The sequence below is a fragment of the Stenotrophomonas sp. ZAC14D2_NAIMI4_6 genome, assembly GCF_003086875.1.
Lineage (GTDB): Bacteria > Pseudomonadota > Gammaproteobacteria > Xanthomonadales > Xanthomonadaceae > Stenotrophomonas.
The window spans coordinates 3,491,179-3,512,719 of record NZ_CP025996.1; the positions used below are offsets into that span (position 1 = coordinate 3,491,179).

At 68.1% G+C, this 21,541-nt stretch carries 21 protein-coding genes; 8 read left to right on the forward strand and 13 right to left on the reverse strand.

What is annotated here, in order from left to right; translation table 11 throughout:
- Nucleotides 1-20: 20 nt before the first annotated feature.
- Nucleotides 21-647: a thiamine phosphate synthase gene (gene thiE / locus C1933_RS16010; RefSeq protein WP_108754046.1), complete on the forward strand. Its 627-nt coding sequence runs from the start codon at nucleotides 21-23 to the stop codon at nucleotides 645-647.
- A gap of 16 nt (nucleotides 648-663) precedes the next feature.
- Nucleotides 664-1,953, forward strand: coding sequence for a glutamate-1-semialdehyde 2,1-aminomutase (hemL, locus tag C1933_RS16015; protein WP_108754047.1), 1,290 nt, complete (start codon nucleotides 664-666; stop codon nucleotides 1,951-1,953).
- Nucleotides 1,954-2,118: 165 nt separating this feature from the next.
- Here hemL and azu read toward each other — a convergent pair whose 3' ends face one another.
- Nucleotides 2,119-2,568 carry an azurin gene (gene azu, locus C1933_RS16020; protein ID WP_108750995.1) on the reverse strand — a complete coding sequence of 150 codons (450 nt, stop codon included), beginning with the start codon at nucleotides 2,566-2,568 and terminating at the stop codon, nucleotides 2,119-2,121.
- Between the two features lie 109 nt (nucleotides 2,569-2,677).
- On the opposite strand from azu, the gene C1933_RS16025 reads away from it, so the two are divergent.
- Entirely contained in the window at nucleotides 2,678-3,286 is a 609-nt protein-coding gene (locus tag C1933_RS16025; protein ID WP_108754048.1) for an HAD-IA family hydrolase, read from the forward strand.
- Nucleotides 3,287-3,396: 110 nt separating this feature from the next.
- Here the strand turns inward: C1933_RS16025 and C1933_RS16030 are convergent, their stop codons facing one another.
- Nucleotides 3,397-4,623 carry an acetylornithine transaminase gene (locus C1933_RS16030; RefSeq protein WP_108754049.1) on the reverse strand — a complete coding sequence of 409 codons (1,227 nt, stop codon included), beginning with the start codon at nucleotides 4,621-4,623 and terminating at the stop codon, nucleotides 3,397-3,399.
- A 63-nt stretch (nucleotides 4,624-4,686) separates the two neighbouring features.
- Between C1933_RS16030 and C1933_RS16035 the strand changes: the two genes are divergently transcribed.
- Nucleotides 4,687-5,559 carry an ion transporter gene (locus tag C1933_RS16035; RefSeq protein ID WP_108754050.1) on the forward strand — a complete coding sequence of 291 codons (873 nt, stop codon included), beginning with the start codon at nucleotides 4,687-4,689 and terminating at the stop codon, nucleotides 5,557-5,559.
- Nucleotides 5,560-5,601: 42 nt separating this feature from the next.
- Here the strand turns inward: C1933_RS16035 and C1933_RS16040 are convergent, their stop codons facing one another.
- The 3 genes from C1933_RS16040 to C1933_RS16050 form a co-directional block, all read right to left on the reverse strand.
- The gene (locus C1933_RS16040) at nucleotides 5,602-6,552 is read right to left on the reverse strand and encodes a YiiG family protein (protein ID WP_108754051.1); all 951 of its coding nucleotides are present in this window, start codon (nucleotides 6,550-6,552) and stop codon (nucleotides 5,602-5,604) included.
- A gap of 162 nt (nucleotides 6,553-6,714) precedes the next feature.
- Nucleotides 6,715-7,722, reverse strand: coding sequence for a YiiG family protein (locus C1933_RS16045; RefSeq protein ID WP_108754052.1), 1,008 nt, complete (start codon nucleotides 7,720-7,722; stop codon nucleotides 6,715-6,717).
- 97 nt (nucleotides 7,723-7,819) lie between these two features.
- On the reverse strand, nucleotides 7,820-8,638 hold the full coding sequence (locus C1933_RS16050; protein WP_108754870.1) for an NAD(P)-dependent oxidoreductase: 819 nt from the start codon (nucleotides 8,636-8,638) through the stop codon (nucleotides 7,820-7,822).
- 107 nt (nucleotides 8,639-8,745) lie between these two features.
- Between C1933_RS16050 and C1933_RS16055 the strand changes: the two genes are divergently transcribed.
- The gene (locus C1933_RS16055; RefSeq protein ID WP_108754053.1) at nucleotides 8,746-9,426 is read left to right on the forward strand and encodes a hypothetical protein; all 681 of its coding nucleotides are present in this window, start codon (nucleotides 8,746-8,748) and stop codon (nucleotides 9,424-9,426) included.
- 148 nt (nucleotides 9,427-9,574) lie between these two features.
- Here C1933_RS16055 and C1933_RS16060 read toward each other — a convergent pair whose 3' ends face one another.
- Together C1933_RS16060 and C1933_RS16065 are read right to left on the reverse strand one after the other, a co-directional pair.
- Nucleotides 9,575-10,081: a DUF2867 domain-containing protein gene (locus tag C1933_RS16060; RefSeq protein WP_108754054.1), complete on the reverse strand. Its 507-nt coding sequence runs from the start codon at nucleotides 10,079-10,081 to the stop codon at nucleotides 9,575-9,577.
- On the reverse strand, nucleotides 10,078-10,740 hold the full coding sequence (locus C1933_RS16065) for a serine/threonine-protein kinase (protein ID WP_108754055.1): 663 nt from the start codon (nucleotides 10,738-10,740) through the stop codon (nucleotides 10,078-10,080). Before C1933_RS16065 ends, C1933_RS16060 begins: the two co-directional genes overlap by 4 nt.
- A gap of 85 nt (nucleotides 10,741-10,825) precedes the next feature.
- Here C1933_RS16065 and C1933_RS16070 point away from each other — a divergent pair, with 85 nt between their 5' ends.
- Complete coding sequence (locus tag C1933_RS16070) at nucleotides 10,826-12,820, forward strand: bifunctional DedA family/phosphatase PAP2 family protein (protein WP_108754056.1); 1,995 nt, start codon at nucleotides 10,826-10,828, stop codon at nucleotides 12,818-12,820.
- 313 nt (nucleotides 12,821-13,133) lie between these two features.
- Here the strand turns inward: C1933_RS16070 and C1933_RS16075 are convergent, their stop codons facing one another.
- The 3 genes from C1933_RS16075 to C1933_RS16085 form a co-directional block, all read right to left on the reverse strand.
- Nucleotides 13,134-13,712, reverse strand: a complete 579-nt coding sequence (locus C1933_RS16075) for an LON peptidase substrate-binding domain-containing protein (protein ID WP_108754057.1) — start codon at nucleotides 13,710-13,712, stop codon at nucleotides 13,134-13,136.
- On the reverse strand, nucleotides 13,709-15,073 hold the full coding sequence (mpl, locus tag C1933_RS16080; RefSeq protein WP_108754058.1) for a UDP-N-acetylmuramate:L-alanyl-gamma-D-glutamyl-meso-diaminopimelate ligase: 1,365 nt from the start codon (nucleotides 15,071-15,073) through the stop codon (nucleotides 13,709-13,711). Before mpl ends, C1933_RS16075 begins: the two co-directional genes overlap by 4 nt.
- A 329-nt stretch (nucleotides 15,074-15,402) precedes the next feature.
- Nucleotides 15,403-15,966: an adenylate kinase gene (locus C1933_RS16085; protein ID WP_108750628.1), complete on the reverse strand. Its 564-nt coding sequence runs from the start codon at nucleotides 15,964-15,966 to the stop codon at nucleotides 15,403-15,405.
- Between the two features lie 136 nt (nucleotides 15,967-16,102).
- Between C1933_RS16085 and C1933_RS16090 the strand changes: the two genes are divergently transcribed.
- On the forward strand, nucleotides 16,103-17,359 hold the full coding sequence (locus tag C1933_RS16090) for a 6-phosphofructokinase (protein ID WP_108754059.1): 1,257 nt from the start codon (nucleotides 16,103-16,105) through the stop codon (nucleotides 17,357-17,359).
- 59 nt (nucleotides 17,360-17,418) lie between these two features.
- Here C1933_RS16090 and C1933_RS16095 read toward each other — a convergent pair whose 3' ends face one another.
- Nucleotides 17,419-17,922, reverse strand: a complete 504-nt coding sequence (locus C1933_RS16095) for a hypothetical protein (RefSeq protein WP_108750626.1) — start codon at nucleotides 17,920-17,922, stop codon at nucleotides 17,419-17,421.
- 294 nt (nucleotides 17,923-18,216) lie between these two features.
- Between C1933_RS16095 and C1933_RS16100 the strand changes: the two genes are divergently transcribed.
- Nucleotides 18,217-20,244, forward strand: coding sequence for a sodium-translocating pyrophosphatase (locus C1933_RS16100; protein ID WP_108754060.1), 2,028 nt, complete (start codon nucleotides 18,217-18,219; stop codon nucleotides 20,242-20,244).
- Nucleotides 20,245-20,399: 155 nt separating this feature from the next.
- On the opposite strand, the gene C1933_RS16105 is transcribed toward C1933_RS16100, so the two are convergent.
- The gene (locus C1933_RS16105; RefSeq protein WP_108754061.1) at nucleotides 20,400-21,119 is read right to left on the reverse strand and encodes an energy transducer TonB; all 720 of its coding nucleotides are present in this window, start codon (nucleotides 21,117-21,119) and stop codon (nucleotides 20,400-20,402) included.
- A complete protein-coding gene (gene exbD, locus C1933_RS16110) occupies nucleotides 21,116-21,541 on the reverse strand; it encodes a TonB system transport protein ExbD (protein ID WP_108754871.1) in 426 nt (141 codons plus the stop codon). Before exbD ends, C1933_RS16105 begins: the two co-directional genes overlap by 4 nt.

The following is a 21,541-nucleotide window of genomic DNA, read 5'->3' on the forward strand; positions in this document are numbered from 1 at the left end:
CCTTCTACCGGTAGCCATCCATGAACGCAGCTTCCCCGGCGCCCCGCGGCGTCTACCTGATCACCCCGGACGAGGCCGATACTGCGCGCCTGCTGGCACGCACCGCGCCGCTGCTGGCCGCCGGCGCCACCTGGCTGCAGTACCGCAACAAGACCGCCAGCGATGCGCTGCGCCTGGAACAGGCCACCGCCCTACAGGCGCTGTGCGCCGGACACGGCGTGCCGCTGATCATCAACGACGACCCGGCGCTGGCCCAGGCCGTGGGCGCGGCCGGCGTGCACCTGGGCGGCACCGACGGTGACATTCCCAGCGCGCGTGCCCTGCTCGGCCCGGCCGCCATCATCGGTGCGTCCTGCTACGACCAGGTGGCCAACGCCGAAAAGGCCGTGGCCGCCGGCGCCAGCTACGTGGCCTTTGGCGCCTTCTTCCCCACCACCACGAAGATCACCAGCAGCCGCGCCCACACCGACCTGCTGCGGCAAACCGCCGCACTGGGCGTGCCGCGGGTGGCCATTGGTGGCCTGACCCCGGACAATGTGGGTCCCATCATCGACGCCGGCGCCGACCTGGTGGCCGTGGTCAGCGGCATCTATGCCGCACCGGACCCGGTCGCGACCCAGCGCGCCTTCCTCGCCCAGTTCGCGTAATGCCCAGGAAAGCCCCATGAACCACGACCAGTCCCACGCCCTGTTCTCCCGCGCCCAGCAACTGCTGCCGGGCGGCGTCAATTCGCCGGTGCGCGCGTTCAAGTCGGTGGGCGGCGAACCGTTCTTCGTCGAACGCGCCGACGGTGCCTACCTGTACGACGTGGACGGCAACCGCTACATCGACTACGTGGGCTCGTGGGGCCCGATGATCGTCGGCCACAACCACCCGGCCGTGCGCCACGCGGTGAAGCGGGCGATCGACAACGGCCTGTCCTTCGGTGCGCCGTGCGCGGCCGAAGTGACCATGGCCGAGACCATCACCCGGCTGGTGCCGTCGTGCGAAATGGTGCGCATGGTCAATTCGGGCACCGAAGCCACGCTGTCGGCCATCCGCCTGGCGCGCGGCGCCACCGGCCGCAACCGCATCGTGAAGTTCGAAGGCTGCTACCACGGCCACGGCGACTCGTTCCTGGTCAAGGCCGGCAGCGGCATGCTGACCCTGGGCGTGCCGACCTCACCGGGCGTACCGGCGGGCCTGAGCGAACTGACCCTGACCCTGCCCTACAACGATTTCGAAGCGGCCACCGCGCTGTTCGAGGCGCAGGGCAGCGAGATCGCCGGCCTCATCATCGAACCGGTGGTGGGCAACGCCAACTGCATTCCGCCGCGCGAGGGCTACCTGCAGCACCTGCGCGCGCTGTGCACGCAGCACGGTGCGCTGCTGATCTTCGACGAAGTGATGACCGGTTTCCGCGTGGCCCTGGGCGGTGCGCAGGCGCACTACGGCATCACCCCGGACCTGACCACCTTCGGCAAGATCATCGGCGGCGGCATGCCGGTAGGTGCCTATGGTGGCCGCCGCGACCTGATGCAGCAGATTGCACCGGCCGGCCCGATCTACCAGGCCGGCACGCTCAGCGGCAATCCGGTGGCGATGGCCGCCGGCCTGGCCATGCTGGAGCTGGTGTCGCAGCCGGGCTTCCATGCCGACCTGGCCGAGCGCACCGCACGCCTGTGCGCCGGCCTGGAAGCAGCGGCCGCCGAAGCCGGCGTGGCGGTGACCACCACCCAGGTGGGCGCCATGTTCGGTCTGTTCTTCACCAGCGAAAAGGTGGAGACCTATGCCCAGGCCATCGCCTGCGATATTCCGGCGTTCAACCGCTTCTTCCACGCCATGCTGGACCAGGGCGTATTCCTGGCGCCGTCGGCGTACGAAGCCGGGTTCATGTCCAGCGCGCACGACGATGCGGTGATCGAGGCCACGCTGGCCGCCGCACGCATCGCGTTCAAGGCCGCAAAGGGGTAAGCGGCCTCGGGGGGACGACCTCCCGCTCTCTGGTGGGTGCCAACCTTGGTTGGCACCGCTGTTGCCTGGTAGGTGCCAACCTTGGTTGGCACCGCTGTTGCCTGGTAGGTGCCAACCTTGGTTGGCACGCGTGCAGTCGAGCATGGCTCGACTCTACAAACGGCATCAACCGAAGACGAAGCTGCCCTTCATCATCGCGAAGTGCCCCGGGAAGGAACAGAAGAAGGTGTAATCACCGCCCTTCTGCAGGCCCTTGGTGGAAAACCGCACGCGCGTTGTCTCGCCGCCGCCGATCACCTTGGTATGCGCCAGCACCCGCTTGTCGGCCTTGGGCAGGTAGCTGTCGGCCAGGCTCATGCGCATGCCGGCCAGGGCCACCGGCTGGTAATCGGCCGTGCGGGTCAGCACCCAGTTGTGGCCCATGGCGGTGGCCGCCAGCTTGCCGGTGTGGCGCAAGGTCAGGTCCACTTCGCTGCAGTCGGCTGCCACCTTGATCTGCCGGCTGCTGAAGGTCATCTGGTCGGTGCTGTCGATGCTGACCGCACACACCCGCGCCATTGCCGCCGGTGCGAACAGCAGCGCACCCAGTCCAATTGCCACGCCCCAAGCCTTCATCAATGCATCTCCTGCCAAGTCGTCTTCATTCTAGGCAGTGACCGCGCGCACGTGCTGCGACAGGGTGTCGCATGCGGTGCGCAGGCTCAGGCTCAGGCATGCTGCAGGCATGGAGATTCGACTGTTGCTGCTGGATGTGGATGGCGTGCTGCTGCAGTACCAGCGCGCGCGCCGCGTGCTGTACCTGGCGCAGGCCCTGCAGCGCAGCACCGCGCAGGTGCAGGCCGCGCTGTTCGACAGTGGGCTGGAAACCGCCTACGACGCCGGGCAGGTCAGCACCGAGGACTATCTGGCACAGCTGGGCCATGCATTGGATGTCAGCGTGGATGTGCCGACCTGGATCGCCGCACGCCGGGCCGCGTGCCGGCCGCAGGTGGCGGTGGTGCAGCGCTTGCTGGCCTTGGACGACGGCCTGCCGCTGGCGGTGCTGACCAATAACGGACCACTGATGGCGCAGGTGCTGCCGGAACTGGTGCCGGACCTGCACGCGCGCCTGCAGCCGCGCGTGCTGTGCAGCGGCATGCTGGGCGGCCGCAAGCCGGACCCGGCGGTGTTCAAGCGCGCCTTGCAGCGGCTGGATGCCGATCCAGGCCACACGCTGTTCGTCGATGACCTGTTCGTCAACGTGCGCGGCGCACGCGCGGCCGGGCTGCACGCCGAGACCGTGCGCGACGGGCGCGGGCTGGGGAAGGTGTTGAAGCGCTACGGGATACGATGATCCGGGGTCAGAGCCCTCGCCGTGGGCGAGGGATCCGACCCCTGGGCCATGATCGGAGTCAGATCCCTCTCGTATGAGAGGGCTCTGACCCCATCATCAGGCAGTGCGACTCAGCGCGCGGCGACGAACGCGGCGATGGCCGCGCGCAGTCGCTTCAGGCCCTCGGCCACTTCTTCATCGGTGATGTTCAGCGACGGCACGAAGCGCAGCACGTCCGGGCCTGCCTGCAGGGTCAGCAGGCCCTGGTCGGCGGCGTGGTCCAGGATGGCACCGGCCTGGCCGGCGAAATCCTTGTTCAGCACGGCGCCCAGCATCAGGCCGCGGCCGCGCACATCGCTGAAGATGTTGAACTCCTCGTTGATGCGGGCGAACCCATCGCGCAGCGCCTTCGACTGGCGGCTGACGTTGGCGGCGATCTCGGCCGAACCCAGCTTGCGCAGCGCCACCCGCGCCACCGCAGCGGCCAGTGGGTTGCCACCGAAGGTGGTGCCGTGGGCGCCGAACTGCATGGTTTCGGCCACCTTCGGGCCGGCCAGCATGGCGCCGATCGGGAAGCCGCCACCCAGCGCCTTGGCCAGGGTGACCATGTCCGGCACCACATCGTCCTGCCAATGCGCGAACAGGGTACCGGTGCGGCCCATGCCGGCCTGGATCTCGTCCAGCACCAGCAATGCGTTGTGCTGGTCGCAAAGCTCGCGCACGCGCTTGAGGAAACCGGACTTGGCCGGCATCACCCCGCCCTCGCCCTGGATCGGCTCCAGCATCACCGCGGCCACGTCGCCGGCGGCCATCGCGGTTTCCAGTTGCACTTCATCGTTGAAATCGATGTACCGGAAGCCACCGGGCAGCGGCTCGTAGCCTTCCTGGTACTTCGGCTGGGCGGTGGCGGTCACCGCGCCCAGGGTGCGGCCGTGGAAGCTGCCGCGGAAGGTGATGATGACGCGCTTGTCGGCCGGGCGGCCCTGGCTGGACGCCCACTTGCGCACCATCTTGATCGCCACTTCATTGGCTTCGGCGCCGGAATTGCACAGGAACACGCGCTCGGCGAAGCGGCTGGCCTTCACCAGTTCTTCGGCCAGGTGCAGCGGCGGTGCGCTGTAGAACACGTTGCTGGTGTGCCAGAGCTTGCCGGCCTGTTCCACCAGGGCGGCGGTCAGGTCCGGGTCGTTATGGCCCAGGCCGCATACGGCAATGCCGGCGGCCAGGTCGATGAATTCACGGCCCTGGCTGTCCCACACGCGGGCGCCCTGGCCTCGCTCCAACACGACCTGGCGGGGCTTGTAGACCGGCAGGTAGTAGTGCGAAAGGGAGATCAGCGGATCGGTAGCGGCGGTCATGGCAGTGGGCACGATTCAGGAACCCCCATTCTCGCCCCCCAGACCCTGCGGCACAATGCACCGATGCGACCGTTTTCCGCCCCCCAACTGAACCCCGCCACCGCGTCCGGCTGGCGCCGCACCTGGTTCGACATCATCTACCGGCACGACACCCGGCCCTCGCGCAACTTCGACCTGATCCTGGTGGTGGCGATCATCGCCAGCATCCTGGTGGTGATGATCGACAGCGTGCAGCATCTGCACGTGGCCTGGGCCGATGGGCTGTACGTGATCGAATGGGTCTTCACCTCCCTGTTCACGATCGAGTACCTGCTGCGCCTGGCGGTGGTGAAGCGCCCGCTGCGCTATGCGGTCAGCATCTGGGGAATCATCGACCTGCTGTCGATCCTGCCCGCCTACCTGTCGCTGTTCGTGCCCGGCGCACAGAGCCTGCTGGTGGTGCGCGCGCTGCGCATCCTGCGCGTGTTCCGCATCCTGAAGCTGACCCGCTACATCGAAGAAAGCGGCATCCTTCTGCAGTCGCTGTGGCGCAGCCGGCGCAAGATCCTGCTGTTCCTGTTCACGGTCATCACCATCACCATCATCGCCGGCACCCTGATGTACGTGATCGAAGGCCCCGAGCACGGCTTCAGCAATATCCCGGCCAGCATGTACTGGGCGGTGGTGACCATGGCCACGGTCGGCTTCGGCGACATCGTGCCGCAGACCGTGCTGGGCCGTTTCGTCACCTCGGTGCTGATCCTGATCGGCTACAGCATCATCGCCGTGCCCACCGGCATCTACACCGCCGAACTGGCCAGCAGCATGCGCGAAGCCGAACTGGCTGCGCGCCGCGACGCTCGCGGTTGCCCGCACTGCGGGCTGGAAGGCCATGAACCCGATGCGCGGCATTGCCGCCGTTGCGGCCACGCCATTCCCGATACCTTCAACCGTTGATCGCAGCGGCCGGGCATGGCCCGACGCTGCTTGACGGTCTGGTCAGTGCATGCGGTTGCTGGTGGTGACCAGGTCGTTGTACGCCTCCATGATGGTCGACTGCGCACCTTCCGGATCGGAGGTGAGCCAGCTGCCGGAGGCCTTGCGCTCGGCGGCCAGCGCTTCGGCGGTAATCGGCTTGCCTTCACTCAGGCGCTCCACCCCGCGCCCGGCGCTGCGCACCAGCTTGTCAGCCGAACGCCGTACGTGGCCCCACATCGGGTTGTCCTTGCCGACACCAGCTTCCTCGATTTCCTTGATCAGGCCCTGATACTCGGCCAGGCGCGTGCGCAGCGCCGACAGGTCGGGGGCCTCGGCCTGGAAGGCCAGCGCCAGCTGCTTGCCGTCGCCGACGATGCGCAGGTGGTAGTAGGCCAACGACCGGCCTTCGCTGTCTTCGATCTGCTGCAGCTGCACGGCACGGCGTTCCTGCTCGCTCTTTTCCAGTGCAACATCCAGCGCGTCGCTGGCCTCGAAGAACCCTGCGTAAGCCTGCATCAACGGCCCGTGCTGGGCGCGCAGGCCCTCGCCACCGTCGCGCCGGTACTCCTCGCGGGTGAAGTAGCCATCGGCCTGTTCGATCAGCACGTTCAGCGCCTGGAACGACTGCTGGTAATCGCGTACCGCAGCGTCCATCGGCGTGGCCGGGGTCAACGCCAATGCGGCGGTCAGCGGCTGCGCGCAGTACTCCACCCGGTGCGACGGCACCTTGCCCGGCGAACGGGGCTGCTTTTCCTTGCCGGTCGGGCCGGCGGCGGCATCGGCCATCCAGCCGGTATAGGTCTGGAAGCCCTCGCGCACGGGTGCTTCGACGCCGTTGTAGCAGGCAATGTAGGCATTGATCTTGTCCACGCTCCGGTCGGCAACCAGAGCGCCGCCGCCGGGACCGCAGGCGGCAAGACCGATCATCGCGCCAGCCAGCAGCACGGGGGCGGAAACACGGGAAACACGCATGGAAACTCCTCAGGCAATACAGAAAAACGGGGCGCCAGCGTGCCCGGTCGCGGGCCGCGCTGCACCTGGATGACGCCCGATTGCTCGCAAACGCGGGCGCTGCGGGGATCACGCATCGAACTGACGCATCTGGCCGTGCCACATACGTCAGCAGGAAATCGTTTACTGCCGGTTGCTCTCATCCACCAGCACGTTGTACGCCTGCAGCAACTTGCCCGGCGAACCGCTGGGAATATCCGAACCCTGCGCCAGCCACTTCTTTTCGATGTCGGTAAAGGGACGCTTGCCGGACACGCGTTCCAGGCGCCACTTCGCATCGCGGCGGAACACTTCCGCCTCATGCTCGAAGCTGTTCCACTGCATGCGCCCCGGCTCCTGTTCGCCCACGGCGGCATGTGCTTCGTCGGAAATGCGGTTGAACGCATCCAGCAACGTCTGTGCCTGGGCGACGTCGAAGCGGTCTTCGGCCATCACGTCGATCAGCGCCTTGGCGTCGCGCATCATCGCCATGCGGTAGTACTCGCGGGTCAGTTCACCGCGCTGCTTCATTGCCTCCAGCGCTGCGTTCTGCTCGGCCATGTTCTGCGCTTCCAGCGCGTTGCTGAACGCCTGGCTGTGTTCGGCGAAGGTCATCAGCGCGGTCATCAGCGGCGCATGCATGTCCTTGCCACGGGCGAAGTCATCGTCCTGGTAGTCCTCGCGCGCATAGTAGTCGTGGCCTGCATGGGCCAGCGGCTGCAGCGCATGCAGGCTGTCCAGGTACTGCTGGGCGGCGGCATCCAGCACCGGCAGCGGCGGCTGTGCAGCCCGTGCGGTGGCGATCTTCGACTCGCAGTTCTTCAGGTCGGCGGCGGTCAGGTCCGGCGGGCCGATCGGGCGATCCTCGCGACCGCTCGGGCCGGCCTTCGGGTCGGCCATCCAGCTGGTGTAGTAGTCGATGCCCTGGTGCAGGCCACTGTCCACATCGTTGTAGCAGTCGATATAGGCGTTGAGCTTGGTGGTCATTGCCAGCTCGGCCGCGTCGGCGTCCGATACATCGGCCGACGCGTCCTCGGCATCGGCATGGCCGTTGTGTTCGGCAGGGCCTGCAGCGCCGGGCAACTTGCCGCAGGCGACCAGTGCCAGCGACAGGGCAGCGACCAGCGCTGCAGAACGCAGTGGCGTCTTCATGCAATCACATCCTTGTTGAAATCGGTTCCAGCCGGACATTCTAGCGATCCGTGGCAGGCGCGATCCTTGACGCCTGCCGCAGATCGGCTGCCGCGCGTCAGTCCAGGAACAGGTCCGGCAGCAGGGCGCGCGATGGATCGACCGCATAGCCGGACAGATCGGTCACGCCCGCTTCGGCCAGCACCTCGTCATCGAGCAGGAAGCGACCGTGGAAACCAGCCGCTTCCCGCACCAGCACCGCATGCGCGGCGTCGGCCATGATCTGCGGCGTGCGGCAGCCGGCCGCATCCACACCGGGAATCATGTTGATCGCATCGGTGGCGATGACGGTGCGCGGCCACAGCGCATTCACCGCCACGCCCTGCGGGCCGAACTCGGCGGCCAGGCCCAGGGTGACGAAGCTCATGCCCATCTTGGCCAGGGTGTAACCGGTGTGCGGCGCCCACCATTTCGGGTCCAGGCTGGGCGGCGGCGCCAGGGTCAGGATGTGCGGATTGGGCGCCTGCAGCAGGTACGGCAGGCAGGCCTGCGCGCACAGGAAGCTGCCGCGTGCATTGACCTGCTGCATCAGGTCGAAGCGCTTCATCGGCGTATCCAGGGTGCCGCGCAGCCAGATGGCACTGGCGTTGTTGACCAGGATGTCGATGCCACCAAAGGTATCCACGGCCGCGGCCACGGCGGCCTGCACCTGGTCTTCTTCGCGGATGTCGCACTTCAGCGCCAGCCCCTGGCCACCGGAGGCGGTGACCGCTTCGGCGGCGCTGTGGATGGTGCCCGGCAGCTTCGGGTTGGGTACCGACGACTTCGCGGCGATGGCCACGTTGGCGCCGTCACGCGCCGCGCGCAGTGCGATGGCCAGGCCGATGCCACGCGAGGCGCCGGTGATGAAAAGGGTTTTGCCCTGCAGACTGCCCACGTTCCACACTCCAGCGTATGCAATGAGCCGCTAGTATGCCGCGCCGACGCGGAGTTCACCGCACGTTGACGATACTGGCGCCCCGGTCAACGCACGAGGTGTACGCCATGCGCCGTTCCCGTCTGCTGCTGCCTGCCCTGGGCCTGGCCCTGCTTGCCGCCTGCCAGGGTCGCCCGCCGGAACCCGGCGCTGCATCGGCCGGCGACGACGCGCCTGCCGCCGCCAAGGCCGCCGATGGGTCGTTGCGCTGGAGCGAAGCGGTGGTGTGGGATGGCGACCTGAATGCCTGCCGCCAGGGCGACACCGCGGCCACCCGCGACTGCCTGGCCAAGGCCATGCGCGATGGCGGGGCCAGTGCCGATGCCGTTGCCGCAGCCGGCCAGCTGTCCAGCGCCGGCGAGCTGGCCTACGTGACCGCCTGGCATGAGCACGACGGCCTGGGCGTGGCCACGGTGGCCTACCCGTTCCGCGCCAATACCAACGAAGGCACGCGCCTGGTCGATGCATCCGGCAAGCGGATCGATGTGGATGCCGTGCAGCTGGATGATGCGCTGCGTGCAGACCCAGGCGTGCAGGCGGTGCTGCAGGCCAACCCGCAGGCCACCCCGTTCCCGCCGGCACAGGCCGCCGGCACCGCGCCATTGGACGGTGGCGGCATTCGTCTGCTGTACCGCACGCCGCTGCGCGACTGCCATGCCTGCCCTGACGTGGGCCATCTGCAGATCGGCTACGATTTCGACGGACAGCGCAACTTCATCGGCCAGCAGCTGGTACCCGCCGCCCCATGACATCGCCGGGCCGCGACGGGGCCGTAGAGTCGAGCTTGCTCGACTGCTGCACAGCATCCACGCATGGCGTGGATCTACTGCTGCATCCACGCATGGCGTGGATCTACCGAACCGCCGGGCATAGTGCGGCGCGATTGGGCATTCGCCGTCAGCGGTACGCCTGCACCTGCCGGCGCAGCAGGTAGGGCACGATCAGGCGGTGCACCGGCGCGACCGGCAGCATGTACACACGCCCGAAGGCGTTGTGGGTGTGCACCACGGCGGCCACTTCCAGCAGATCGCCCTGCCATTGCAGGGCCAGCTGCACGCGCAGGTGGCGATCGTCGTCTTCCAGTACGATGGCATCGTCATCCAGCGACTGCAGGGTGAAGATGCCCAGGCGCTGGCCCGGTCGTGGGGCTGCGGCGGCCTGCACCGCGCGCAGCGAGCCCAGGTCTTTCATGCCCAGCAGGGCCATGCCGCGGTTGCGCAGGGCCATCAGCCCATCGAACCAGGCGGGAATGGTCGCGGCCATGTCGCGGTAGGCCTGCAGGGCGGTGCGCCCGTTGCGCCGGGTGTGCGCCTGGCAGGCATGCACGAAATCGGCGCCGGCCAACTGCCCCGCGAGCACGCTGCCAGCACCAGGCGCGCGTGTCCGCACACGCGCTGCGGTCACGGCTTGGGCCCCTGCCCCTCGTTGTCTTCCCAATGCAGGATGCGCCGGGTCACGAACCGATAGACCGGTTTGCCGGTCGCAAACCACAGCTCGCGTACCCACGAGGTGCGCTTCAGTACGCGCTTTTCCACCGGGGTCAGCGCCTGGCGGCAATACATGCGCTTGTGCTTGAGCAGGTGGCGCAGGTCCTCGCGCGCCAGCAGGCGCATCCAGCGCGAGCGCGGGTGGCCGATTACCGCCAGCTGGAAGTCGATCAGCGCCGGTCGCCCGTCCTCGGTCACCAGCCAGTTCGCTTCCTTGGCCAGGTCGTTGTGCGCGACCCCACGGCGGTGCAGCTGCTGCAGCAGGCGCCGCGCGGCATGGAACCAGGCCACGTCGCCGCGCGGCGGGCGCTGGTACATGGCGTCGCCGGCCATGAAGCTGCGGTCCAGGTGGTGGCCGTTCCAGGCCAGCAGCTGCGGCACGTCGGCCATGCCGTGGATGTACTGCAGCGCGCGCGCTTCGCGACGGGCCAACCACCAGGCCGGCAGACGCAGCCACAGCGGCGTGGCGCGCAGATCGCGGCGCACGAAACGGCCCTGCGGCCCTTCAATCAGCAGGATGCGGCCGAAGCTGTCGGCCTTCAAAGCGTGTGATGGAGCGTCGGGCGTGTACGGCATGCGGCCATTCTAGGCGATGGCGGTGGTTGCAAACGGTCACGAAGCGGCTGGGAACCAGTCACCTTCACGCCTCTATAATCGTGCAATGGACTCTTCATGGATCGACGCCACGCTTGCGTGGATTGCCGCTCACCCCGTACTGGCGGGCGCGGTCATTTTTCTGATCGCCTTCTGCGATGCGGTCATCATTCTGGGCGCGATCGTGCCGGCGCTGCCGTTGCTGTTCGCGGTGGGTGTGTTCATCGGCCTGGGGCAGATTTCCGGGCCGTATGCGGTGGCGGCGGCGGCACTGGGCGCCTTCGCCGGTGACGGCATCAGCTATTGGATCGGCCGCCGCTGGGGCGACCGCCTGCGCGGCGTGTGGCCGTTCAGCCGCTACCCACAGTTGCTGGATCGCGGCGAGAACCTGTTCCGCCGCAATGCGTTCAAGAGCATCCTGGTGGCCCGCTACGTCGGCGCGATCCGGCCGTTCGTGCCGGCCATCGCCGGCATGATGAACATGCCAGCCAGCCGCTACGTGCAGGCCAGCGGCATCGCCAGCATTTCCTGGGCACTGCTGTTCCTGGCGCCCGGCTGGGTGCTGGGTGAAGCTTATGATGCCGTCGCTGCCGTCGCCGGCCGGCTGGTAGTGGTCATCGGCTTGCTGGTGGTGCTGATGGGCGTGGTCTGGGCGCTGGTGCTGTATGGCTACCGCTGGTCGGCCGCGCGCATGGACCACTGGCTGGCCCGTCTGCTGGACTGGTCCAACCGCCACCCCACCCTGGGCCGCTACACCGTGGGCGTGCTCGACCCCAAGCGCCGCGAATCGGTGCCCTTGGCCATGCTGGCACTGATGCTGCTGGTGCTGGGCTGGGGCTGGTTCGCGCTGTTGACGGTGGTGGTGGCACATGGCGAACCGTTGGCCGTCGATCTGTGGGTGCACCAGGCCATGCTGGCCCTGCGCAACCCGTTGGCCGACTACCCGATGGCCGCACTGGCCTCATTGGGTGCCTGGCAGGTACTGCTGCCGGCCACGGCCGCCGGCATGGGCTATCTGGTGTGGCGCCGGCGCTGGATGGCCGCCGCGCACTGGCTGGCGGCGCTGGCCTTCGGCCTGGCCCTGACCATGCTGCTGGGCGCCACGGTGGACGTGGTGCGCCCGCTGGATGCCAGCAGTGGCTTCGGCTTCCCGTCGGTGTCGGTCACCATGGCCACCATCACCTTCGGCTTCTTCGCCGTGCTGATCGCACGCGAAATGCCCGGGCGCACGCGCGTCTGGCCCTACTTGGTGTCGGGCATCGTGGTCAGCCTGATCGGCTTTGCCCGCCTGTACCTGGGCGCGCACTGGCTGAGCGATGTGATCGGCGGCATGTTGTTCGGCACGTTCTGGCTGCTGGTGCTGGGCATCGCCTACCGCCGCCGCTTCAACCGCTCGTTCTGGGTGAAGCCGGTGGCCTGGCTGTTCTACGGCGTGTTCGCGCTGGCGGCCATGTGGTACGCGCCGCGCAATATTCCGGTGAAGCTGCAGCGCTTTGAACCGGCGCTGCCGGCACCGCTGGCGATGGATCGGCAGGCCTGGTGGCAACAGGGCTGGGCGACACTGCCGGCGCGCCGCAATGAATTCGACGATGACCAGCGCTGGCCGCTGGATGTGCAGGTGGCTGGCCCGCTGGCACCGCTGCAGGCCCAGCTTGAAGCCCGCGGCTGGCAGGTGCAGGTCCATGCCGGCTGGGAAGAAGCGCTGCTGATGCTGGACAAGAACACCGGCGCCGAGCAGCTGCCGGTGCTGCCGGCCACGCTGGATACGCGGGTGGAAGCGCTGTTGATGGTGCGCCAGGGCGCGCGCCCGGATGAGCGCTACGTGCTGCGCCTGTGGCCGGCGCCGATGCAGCTGCAGCCCGGCGCGGTGCCGCTTTGGCTGGGCAGTGCGCAGACCCTGCGCTATGAACGGCACTTCGAGTGGATCGGCATGTGGCACCCGGTGCGCGGCGTCGATCCGGCGTTCAACGCGGTGAAGGACGCCGTGCAGGGCCTGCCGCAGCGCGAGGATGTGCACCGCGAAACCGGGTTGCCGGTGTTGAGATTGCAGACGCAGCCGTGATGGAGCCGCCGGGCATGGCAAAGCGTGCGCACCAAGGTGCGCACCTACCAAACGCAGGCCTCTACGGCATCCGGTAGATCCACGCCATGCGTGGATGGCAGGCCGAGCGTGCGCACCAAGGTGCGCACCTACCAAACGCAGGGCTTTACGGCATCCGGTAGATCTACGCCATGCGTAGATGGCACGCAGAGCGTGCGCACCAAGGTGCGCACCTACCAAACGCAGGCCTCTACGGCATCCGGTAGATCCACGCCATGCGTGGATGGCACACCGAGCGTGCGCACCAAGGTGCGCACCTACCAAACGCCGCGGTTTACGGCATCCAGCCCAGCAGCTGCTGCAGGCGCTGGTGCGGGTCGTCCAGCTGCAGCAGCTGCAGGCGCTGCTGTTCGGCCAGCGGCAGCAGTTCGGCCAGGCGCCAGCCCACCCAGCTGGCCTGGTCCAGCAGCGCCGGCGTGGCCGGTGCATAAGCCTCGCCGGCCTGTTCGATGATGTGCCCCAGCACGGTGGCCAGCAGCGCGTGCTGCGGCCGCAGCTCGTCATCGGGATCCTCGTCGCACCAGCGTACGTCGGCCACCACCAGGCCGTTGTCGCGCACCCGCGTGCGCTCGACGTGGAAGCGGCGGGTGCCACGCAGCCGCAGCTGCAGCACGCCGTCGGCGCCCACGTCGAAATCCTCGATGCGCACCTGCACGCCGTAGGCGGCCGGGATGGCCGGCTCACCCACTTCCTGGCCGTCCAGGATCAGGCACACGCCGAAGCCTTCGCCGCTGCGCCCGCAGTCGCGCACCAGGTCCAGGTAGCGCCGTTCGAACACGCGCAGGCCCAGCACCGCGCCCGGCACCAGCGCGGTGTGCAGCGGGAACAGCGGCAGCGCGGTATCGGCGCTCATCGGCCCTGCAGCGCGGCCAGCAGCCGGCGCGGCGCGGCGTCGAAGCCGCCGTTGGACATGAACACCACGTGGTCGCCGCTGCGCACGTCGGCCTGCAGGCGGGCCAGCAGCGCGTCGGTATCGGGCACCGCGTGCGCCGTGCCGCGCACCGCGGCGATCACCGCGGCGGCGTCCCAGGCCAGTTCCGGGCGGTGCAGGAACACCACTTCGTCGGCCAGCGCCAGCGACGGCGCCAGCGCCTGCGCATGGGCGCCCAGCCGCATCGAATTGCTGCGCGGTTCCATGGCCACCACGATGCGTGCATCGCCGACCTTGGCGCGCAGGCCTTCCAGAGTGGTGGCGATCGCGGTCGGGTGGTGGGCGAAGTCGTCGTAGATGGTGATGCCGTCGTGGCTGCCGATCACTTCCATGCGGCGCTTGACGCTGCTGAAGCGCGCCAGGGCCGGAATGACCTCGGCCGGGGCCACGCCCACGGCATGCGCGGCGGCCAATGCGGCCAGCCCGTTGAGCACGTTGTGGCGGCCCAGCAGCGACCACTGCACATCGCCCAGCGCTTGGCCGCGGTGGTGCACGCGGAAGGCACTGCCATCGGCGGCCAGCAGTTCGGCATGCCATTCCAGCGACGGGTCGAAGCCGAAGCGCTCGACCGGGGTCCAGCAGCCCATCGCCAGCACTTCGGCCAGGTAGCGGTCCTCGCCGTTCACGATCAGGCAACCGCGCGCGGGCACGGTCCGCACCAGATGGTGGAACTGGCGCTGGATCGCGGCCACGTCGGGGAAGATGTCGGCGTGGTCGTACTCAAGGTTGTTGAGGATGGCCACCAGCGGCCGGTAATGCACGAACTTGCTGCGCTTGTCGAAGAAGGCGGTGTCGTACTCGTCCGCCTCGACCACGAATTCGCGGCCCTGGCCTACCCGCGCCGATACGCCGAAATCTTCGGCAACGCCGCCGATCAGGAAGCCCGGCGCGCGCCCGGCGCTTTCCAGCAGCCAAGTGAGGATGGTGGTGGTGGTGGTCTTGCCGTGGGTGCCGGCCACGGCCAGCGTGTCCCGGCCCGGCAGCACCTGTTCGGCCAGCCACTGCGCGCCGGAGATGTAGCGCTGGCCCTGGTCCAGCACCGCTTCCACGGCCGGGTTGCCGCGCGACAGGGCATTGCCCACCACGACCTGGTCGGTGCCGGCGGGCACGCTGTCGGCCCGGTAGCCCTGGTCCAGGGTGATGCCCAGCTGTTCCAGCTGGGTGGACATGGGCGGGTAGATGGCCTGGTCGCTGCCGCTGACCGCGTGGCCCAGTTCCCGCGCCAGCGCGGCCACGCCGCCCATGAAGGTGCCGGCGATTGCAAGGATATGTACGTTGCTCATGAGCGGGGATTGTGACCGATCACGGCTGTATCGGGCCATTGTCAGCATCAGGGTCAGACAAGTCCTACATCCACTATGAGAAAAGTCCAATCGTCTGTCGGGGAATTCCTGATAGCGATGTTATGTGAACCCGTACACAATTCAGAACGCCAGCCGCAGTACCCGAACCGGTCCTACTCCCCAAGAGGCCATCCCCAAGGGAGCTCATGCTGCGGGGCCTTGAGCAAGCCTTCCGCTGGCGCCTATGAAACGACACAGGCCTGATCCGCAAGGATCAGGCCTGTGTTTTTGTACCCGAAGGGGCCGGCGGCATGGCCGGCCCGACGGATTCAGTGCTGGATCGCTGCCAGGATGCGGGCTTCGATCTCGTCCAGCTCGCCCACGCCATCGACGCGGGCCAGGGTGCCACGGCCGGCGTAGAAGTCGACCACCGGGGCGGTCTGGTCGTTGTAGACCTGCAGGCGCTGGCGCACCGATTCGGGGTTGTCGTCGGCACGGCCCTGCTCCTGGGCACGGCCGGCAATGCGCTCGACCAGCAGCTCGGTGGCCACGTCCAGCTGCACGACGGCGTCCAGCGGCTTGCCGATCTTGGCCAGCAGGCCGTCCATCGCATTGGCCTGGGCCACGTTGCGCGGGTAGCCGTCCAGGATGAAGCCCTTGGCGACATCGGCCTGGGTCAGGCGCGACTCGAGCATGCCCAGCAGGATGTCGTCCGACACCAGGTTGCCGGCATCCATCACCGCCTTGGCCTGCTTGCCCAGTTCCGAGCCCGCGGCGATTTCAGCGCGCAGCATGTCACCGGTCGAAATGTGGGCGATGCCCAGCTTTTCCTTCAGGCGCGTCGCCTGCGTCCCCTTGCCCGAACCGGGCGGTCCCAACAGAACCAATCGCATTGACCTGACTCCAACGTGTTGAAAACAAAGAAGGTTCGCGCACCGGACGGGCCGGTATCGCTGCACCGCAATAGCGCCACTTTACCGCATCCGGGTAATGTCCCTGCAATGTCCACTCGTACCAGCAGGTAGAAGCATGCGCAACGGCACCCTCCTCTACGCCCAGTCTGGCGGCGTCACCGCTGTCATCAATGCCTCGGCGGCGGCCGTGATCGAGCAGGCCCGGGCCAAGGGCATCAAGGTCCTGGCGGCGCGCAACGGCATCCTCGGTGCCCTGCGCGAAGAGCTGATCGACACCAGCAAGGAAAGTGCCGCGGCCATCCGCGCGCTGGCCCACACCCCGGGCGGCGCCTTCGGCTCGTGCCGCTTCAAGCTGAAATCCCTCGACGCCGACCGCGCCCGCTATGACCGCCTGCTGGAGGTACTGCGCGCGCATGACGTGCGCTGGTTCCTCTACAACGGCGGCAACGATTCGGCCGACACCGCGCTGAAGGTCTCGCAGCTGGCCAAGGCGTCGGGCTATGACCTGACCTGCATCGGCGTGCCCAAGACCATCGACAACGATCTGGCGGTGACCGATACCTGCCCCGGCTTCGGTTCGGCGGCCAAGTACACCGCCGTGTCGGTGCGCGAGGCGGCGCTGGACGTGGCGGCCATGGCCGAGACCTCCACCCGGGTGTTCATCTACGAGGCGATGGGCCGCCATGCCGGTTGGCTGGCCGCCGCCGCCGGCCTGGCCGGCAATGGCGAGGATGAAGCCCCGCACATCATCCTGCTGCCCGAGCGCGCCTACGACGAGGCCGCGTTCCTGGCCAAGGTGAAGGCGGTGGTGGAACGGGTGGGCTATTGCGTGGTGGTGGCCTCCGAAGGCATCGCCACCGCCGACGGCCGCTTCGTGGCCGATGCCGGCGGCAGCAAGGATTCGTTCGGGCATTCACAGCTGGGCGGCGTGGCCGCGCACCTGGCGGGCCGGGTGAAGGACCAGCTGGGCCTGAAGGTGCACTGGGCACTGCCCGACTACCTGCAGCGCTCGGCCCGCCACCTGGCCAGCAAGACCGACTGGGAACAGGCGCAGGCGGTGGGCAAGGCGGCCGTGCAGCTGGCGTTGAAGGGCCAGAACGGGGTGATGCCGGTGATCGTGCGCAGCAGCGATGCGCCGTACCGCTGGAAGATCGAAGCGGCGCCGCTGTCGAAGATCGCCAACCATGAAAAGAAGATGCCGGCCGGCTTCATCCGCCGCGATGGCTTCGGCATCACCGCCAAGGCGCGCGCTTACCTGTCGCCGCTGATCAAGGGCGAAGCGCCGCTGCCCTATGGCAGCGATGGCCTGCCCAAGTACGTAACGCTGAAGAACGTGGCGGTGAAGAAGAAGCTGTCCGCGTTCGAAGGCTAGAAACCCGTACCGAACCGGGGTCGGATCCCGTTGCCTGCAACGGGCTCTGACCCCGCGGTCTACGGGCAGGCCTTGCCTTCCATCTGCAGCTGCGCGGCGAACATCGTCACCTGCGGGATCTTGCCGGCGGCGGCCTGCTTCTTCGCCTCTTCCAGATAGATGCGCGACTGGCCCTGGCCATCCAGCGCCTGGGTGTTGTTCACCGGAAGGCGCCACACCCGCACCACGGCCTGCTGCGCCGGGCAGGCGGCATTGGGCACGCGGATCACATCATTGAGCTTCCAGCCCTTGTCTGCACTGGGTTGGGCCTTGGCGTAATCGACGAAGCGCGCGCGTGGCTGGCACTGCTCGCTGGTGCGCACGGCGGCGAAGCGATACGGCTCGGCCGCCTGCCCGGTGAAAGCGCCTTCCAGCCGCGCGCAGGCTTCGGGAATCTGCCGCAGCGTGTGCGTGGCGCCCACGGCCTGCGGTGCACCCACGGCGCGCTGCAGTTCCGGCGTTTCGGCCGCGAGCGCCGGCAATGCAGGGGCCAGCACGGCGATCATCAACAGGGGAAGGCGCATGGAAGTTCTCCTACGGGACTGTGCGCAGGCTTGCAGAGCGTGGCTTAACGGGGTGCAAAGGGCTTGGGCCTGCGGGTCACAACAAGCGCCGCTGCGCTCGCCGGGCATGGCCCGGCGCTACCATCCGGGCGCAGAGGGACGCATACTGCGGGCACCAGGGAATGCTGAACACCGCCATACGTTGGACGACCGCCATGGTCGGCACGGGTTGGTTCCAGGCTGCAGCCCGTCGTCCCCTTCGTGGTGAAGTTCATCGCCACTGGATGCTCATCATCCAATCTGCGGAGGGGTCTAATGCTGGAACGTCATGGGCTGTCACTGGCGCTGGGCTGCGCTGTCCTCGCCATCCTGTTTGGCATCGTCTCGGCGCGCTGGATCCTGCGCCAACCCACCGGCAACGAACGCATGGTCGCCATTGCAACGGCGATCCAGGAAGGCGCACGCGCCTATCTGAACCGCCAGTACCTGACCATCGGCGTGGCCGGCGTGGTGCTGTTCGTGCTGGTGGGCGTGTTCCTGAGCTGGTACACGGCCATCGGCTTTGCCGTCGGTGCGGTGCTATCCGGTGCGGCCGGCTACATCGGCATGAATGTGTCGGTGCGGGCCAACGTGCGCACGGCCGAAGCGGCGCGCCACGGCATCAGCGCGGCGATGGACGTGGCGTTCCGTGGTGGCGCGATCACCGGCATGCTGGTGGTCGGCCTTGGCCTGCTGGGCGTGGCCGGTTACTACGCGCTGCTGCTGCGGCTGGGGCTGCCGATGGACCAGGCCCTGCACGCCCTGGTGGGCCTGGCCTTCGGCTCGTCGCTCATCTCGATCTTCGCGCGGCTGGGTGGCGGCATCTTCACCAAGGGCGCCGACGTCGGCGCCGATCTGGTCGGCAAGGTGGAAGCCGGCATTCCCGAGGATGACCCGCGCAACCCCGCGGTGATCGCCGACAACGTGGGTGACAACGTGGGCGACTGCGCCGGCATGGCCGCCGACCTGTTCGAAACCTACGCGGTCACCGTCATCGCCACCATGCTGCTGGGCAGCCTGATGCTGAGCGAAGCCGGCGCCAACGCGGTGCTGTATCCGCTGGTGCTGGGCGGCGTGTCGATCATCGCGTCGATCATCGGTGCGCTGTTCGTGAAGGTCAAGCCAGGCGGCTCGATCATGGGCGCGCTCTACAAGGGCGTGATCGTGTCCGGCGTGCTGGCGGCCATCGCGTTCTATCCGATCACCACCGGGCTGATGAGCGACAACGTGCACGGGCCGATTGCCCTGTACGGCTGCGCGCTGATCGGCCTGGTGCTGACCGGCCTGATCGTGTGGATCACCGAGTACTACACCGGCACCCAGTACAAGCCGGTGCAGCACGTGGCGCAGGCCTCGACCACCGGCCATGGCACCAACATCATCGCCGGCCTCGGCATTTCGATGAAATCCACCGCCCTGCCCGTGGTAGCCGTCTGTGCGGCAATCTGGGGCGCCTACGCGCTGGCCGGCCTGTACGGCATCGCCATCGCCGCCACCGCGATGCTGTCGATGGCCGGCATGATCGTGGCCCTGGACGCCTACGGTCCGATCACCGACAACGCCGGCGGCATTGCCGAAATGGCCGAGCTGCCCTCGGAGATCCGCGACATCACCGATCCGCTGGACGCGGTGGGCAATACCACCAAGGCCGTCACCAAGGGCTATGCGATCGGCTCGGCGGCCCTGGCCGCGCTGGTGCTGTTCGCCGACTACACCCACAACCTGCAGGCGGCCAATCCCGGCCAGGAATTCCGCTTCGACCTGAGCGACCACACGGTGATCATCGGCCTGCTGATCGGCGGCCTGATTCCCTACCTGTTCGGCGCGATGGCGATGGAGGCGGTCGGCCGCGCAGCCGGCGCGGTGGTGGAGGAAGTGCGCCGGCAGTTCCGCGACATCCCCGGCATCATGCAGGGCACCGGCAAGCCGCAGTACGACAAAGCGGTGGACATGCTGACCCGCTCGGCCATCCGCGAAATGATCGTGCCCTCGCTGCTGCCGGTGGCCGTACCGGTGGTGGTCGGCCTGCTGCTGGGGCCACGCGCATTGGGCGGCCTGCTGATCGGCACCATCGTGACCGGCCTGTTCGTGGCCATTTCCATGACCACCGGCGGCGGCGCCTGGGACAACGCCAAGAAGTACATCGAGGATGGCCACTTCGGCGGCAAGGGCAGCGAGGCGCACAAGGCCGCAGTGACCGGCGATACCGTAGGTGATCCGTACAAGGACACCGCCGGGCCGGCGATCAATCCGCTGATCAAGATCATCAACATCGTGGCGCTGCTGCTGGTGCCGCTGCTGTAACGCCCTGCGGGAACCGACGTGTAGAGTCGAGCTTGCTCGACTGCTTTTGGCCTTGCCAGCAAGAGCAGTCGAGCAAGCTCGACTCTACCGGCGGAAAGGGCTCCGACCCCGGCGGATCCGACCCCGTAGTAGATCCACGCCATGCGTGGATGCGGCTACCGCCCGCGCAGGAAAAACGACACCGGCACCATCACCTGCACCGGGTCGCCGGCCACCTCCGCCGGCGGCGCCGGAACCGGGCTGGCGCGCGCAACGGTGTCCAGCGTTTCCTGGTCCAGCAGCGCGTGGCCACTGCTGCGTTCAATGCGCGCCGCGGTCACCCGGCCATTGCGGAACACCGCGAAACGCACATACGCAACACCCTGCTGGCGCAGGCGTTCGGACTGCCGTGGATAGCGCCGGTGCTGCTGCAGATGGCCCAGCAATAGACCCTGCCAGGTGGCGTTGGCGGTACTGGGCTGCCCCGCCGTGGTCTGCGGCGCGGCGTAACGCGTCCCTGCATCGGCGGCGACCTGCGGCGGCGCGCTGGTCTGCGCGACGTTGGCATCGGCGGTGTCCGGCGACGGGCGTGGCTGCGGCGCGCGCGGCGGCGGCAGATCACCCTGCGGCTGCACGGGCACCTGCGGCTGTTGGTGCTGCACCGGCTTCGTTGCCTGCCGCTGCTGTTGCTGCTGCAGCGGCCCGCTGGCGACCTCGCGCGGCGGCACAGGCGGGGCCTGTGCCATCGGCGCCAGTTCCAGCATCAAGGCCGCCGGCGCCGCCACGGGGGGCTGCACCGATACGCGTGCCGCCCACCAGCAGGCCACGCCGATCAACAGCGCATGTGCCAGCAGCACGATCGCCAGGCTGGTCGCCCAGCGCCGCAGTCCGCTCATCGGGCGCCCTGCTCCAGCCCGACCAGCGCCACTTTCAGGTAGCCGGCAGCGCGCAGCGCATCCAGCGTGGCCATCAGCTCACCGTAGGCCACCTGTTTATCGGCGCGCAGATGGATGCGTTGCCCGGTGTCACCCCCGGTCGCGGCCTGCAGCGCCGCTGCCAGATCCTCGCGCGTGACCGCCTGCTCGCCCACGCGCAGCGACAGATCGGCCTGCACGGTCACATACACCGGTGCCTGCTCGCTGGGCGCGGCCTGCGCGCTGCTGGTCGGCAACTGCACTGGCACCGACACGGTGGCCAGCGGTGCGGCCACCATGAAGATGATCAGCAGCACCAGCATCACGTCGATGAAGGGCGTGACATTGATCTCGTGCGCCTCTTCAGGCGTGTCGTCGCGCTCGGACGCGGTCCTGATCGCCAT

What these genes read in the sequence shown, in the direction of transcription:
- thiE (WP_108754046.1), top strand. Translation starts at nt 21, where the DNA reads ATGAACGCAGCTTCCCCGGCGCCCCGCGGCGTCTACCTGATCACCCCG.
- hemL (WP_108754047.1), top strand. Translation starts at nt 664, where the DNA reads ATGAACCACGACCAGTCCCACGCCCTGTTCTCCCGCGCCCAGCAACTG.
- azu (WP_108750995.1), bottom strand. Translation starts at nt 2,568, where the DNA reads ATGAAGGCTTGGGGCGTGGCAATTGGACTGGGTGCGCTGCTGTTCGCA.
- C1933_RS16025 (WP_108754048.1), top strand. Translation starts at nt 2,678, where the DNA reads ATGGAGATTCGACTGTTGCTGCTGGATGTGGATGGCGTGCTGCTGCAG.
- C1933_RS16030 (WP_108754049.1), bottom strand. Translation starts at nt 4,623, where the DNA reads ATGACCGCCGCTACCGATCCGCTGATCTCCCTTTCGCACTACTACCTG.
- C1933_RS16035 (WP_108754050.1), top strand. Translation starts at nt 4,687, where the DNA reads ATGCGACCGTTTTCCGCCCCCCAACTGAACCCCGCCACCGCGTCCGGC.
- C1933_RS16040 (WP_108754051.1), bottom strand. Translation starts at nt 6,552, where the DNA reads ATGCGTGTTTCCCGTGTTTCCGCCCCCGTGCTGCTGGCTGGCGCGATG.
- C1933_RS16045 (WP_108754052.1), bottom strand. Translation starts at nt 7,722, where the DNA reads ATGAAGACGCCACTGCGTTCTGCAGCGCTGGTCGCTGCCCTGTCGCTG.
- C1933_RS16055 (WP_108754053.1), top strand. Translation starts at nt 8,746, where the DNA reads ATGCGCCGTTCCCGTCTGCTGCTGCCTGCCCTGGGCCTGGCCCTGCTT.
- C1933_RS16065 (WP_108754055.1), bottom strand. Translation starts at nt 10,740, where the DNA reads ATGCCGTACACGCCCGACGCTCCATCACACGCTTTGAAGGCCGACAGC.
- C1933_RS16070 (WP_108754056.1), top strand. Translation starts at nt 10,826, where the DNA reads ATGGACTCTTCATGGATCGACGCCACGCTTGCGTGGATTGCCGCTCAC.
- C1933_RS16075 (WP_108754057.1), bottom strand. Translation starts at nt 13,712, where the DNA reads ATGAGCGCCGATACCGCGCTGCCGCTGTTCCCGCTGCACACCGCGCTG.
- mpl (WP_108754058.1), bottom strand. Translation starts at nt 15,073, where the DNA reads ATGAGCAACGTACATATCCTTGCAATCGCCGGCACCTTCATGGGCGGC.
- C1933_RS16085 (WP_108750628.1), bottom strand. Translation starts at nt 15,966, where the DNA reads ATGCGATTGGTTCTGTTGGGACCGCCCGGTTCGGGCAAGGGGACGCAG.
- C1933_RS16090 (WP_108754059.1), top strand. Translation starts at nt 16,103, where the DNA reads ATGCGCAACGGCACCCTCCTCTACGCCCAGTCTGGCGGCGTCACCGCT.
- C1933_RS16095 (WP_108750626.1), bottom strand. Translation starts at nt 17,922, where the DNA reads ATGCGCCTTCCCCTGTTGATGATCGCCGTGCTGGCCCCTGCATTGCCG.
- C1933_RS16100 (WP_108754060.1), top strand. Translation starts at nt 18,217, where the DNA reads ATGCTGGAACGTCATGGGCTGTCACTGGCGCTGGGCTGCGCTGTCCTC.
- C1933_RS16105 (WP_108754061.1), bottom strand. Translation starts at nt 21,119, where the DNA reads ATGAGCGGACTGCGGCGCTGGGCGACCAGCCTGGCGATCGTGCTGCTG.
- exbD (WP_108754871.1), bottom strand. Translation starts at nt 21,541, where the DNA reads ATGGCGATCAGGACCGCGTCCGAGCGCGACGACACGCCTGAAGAGGCG.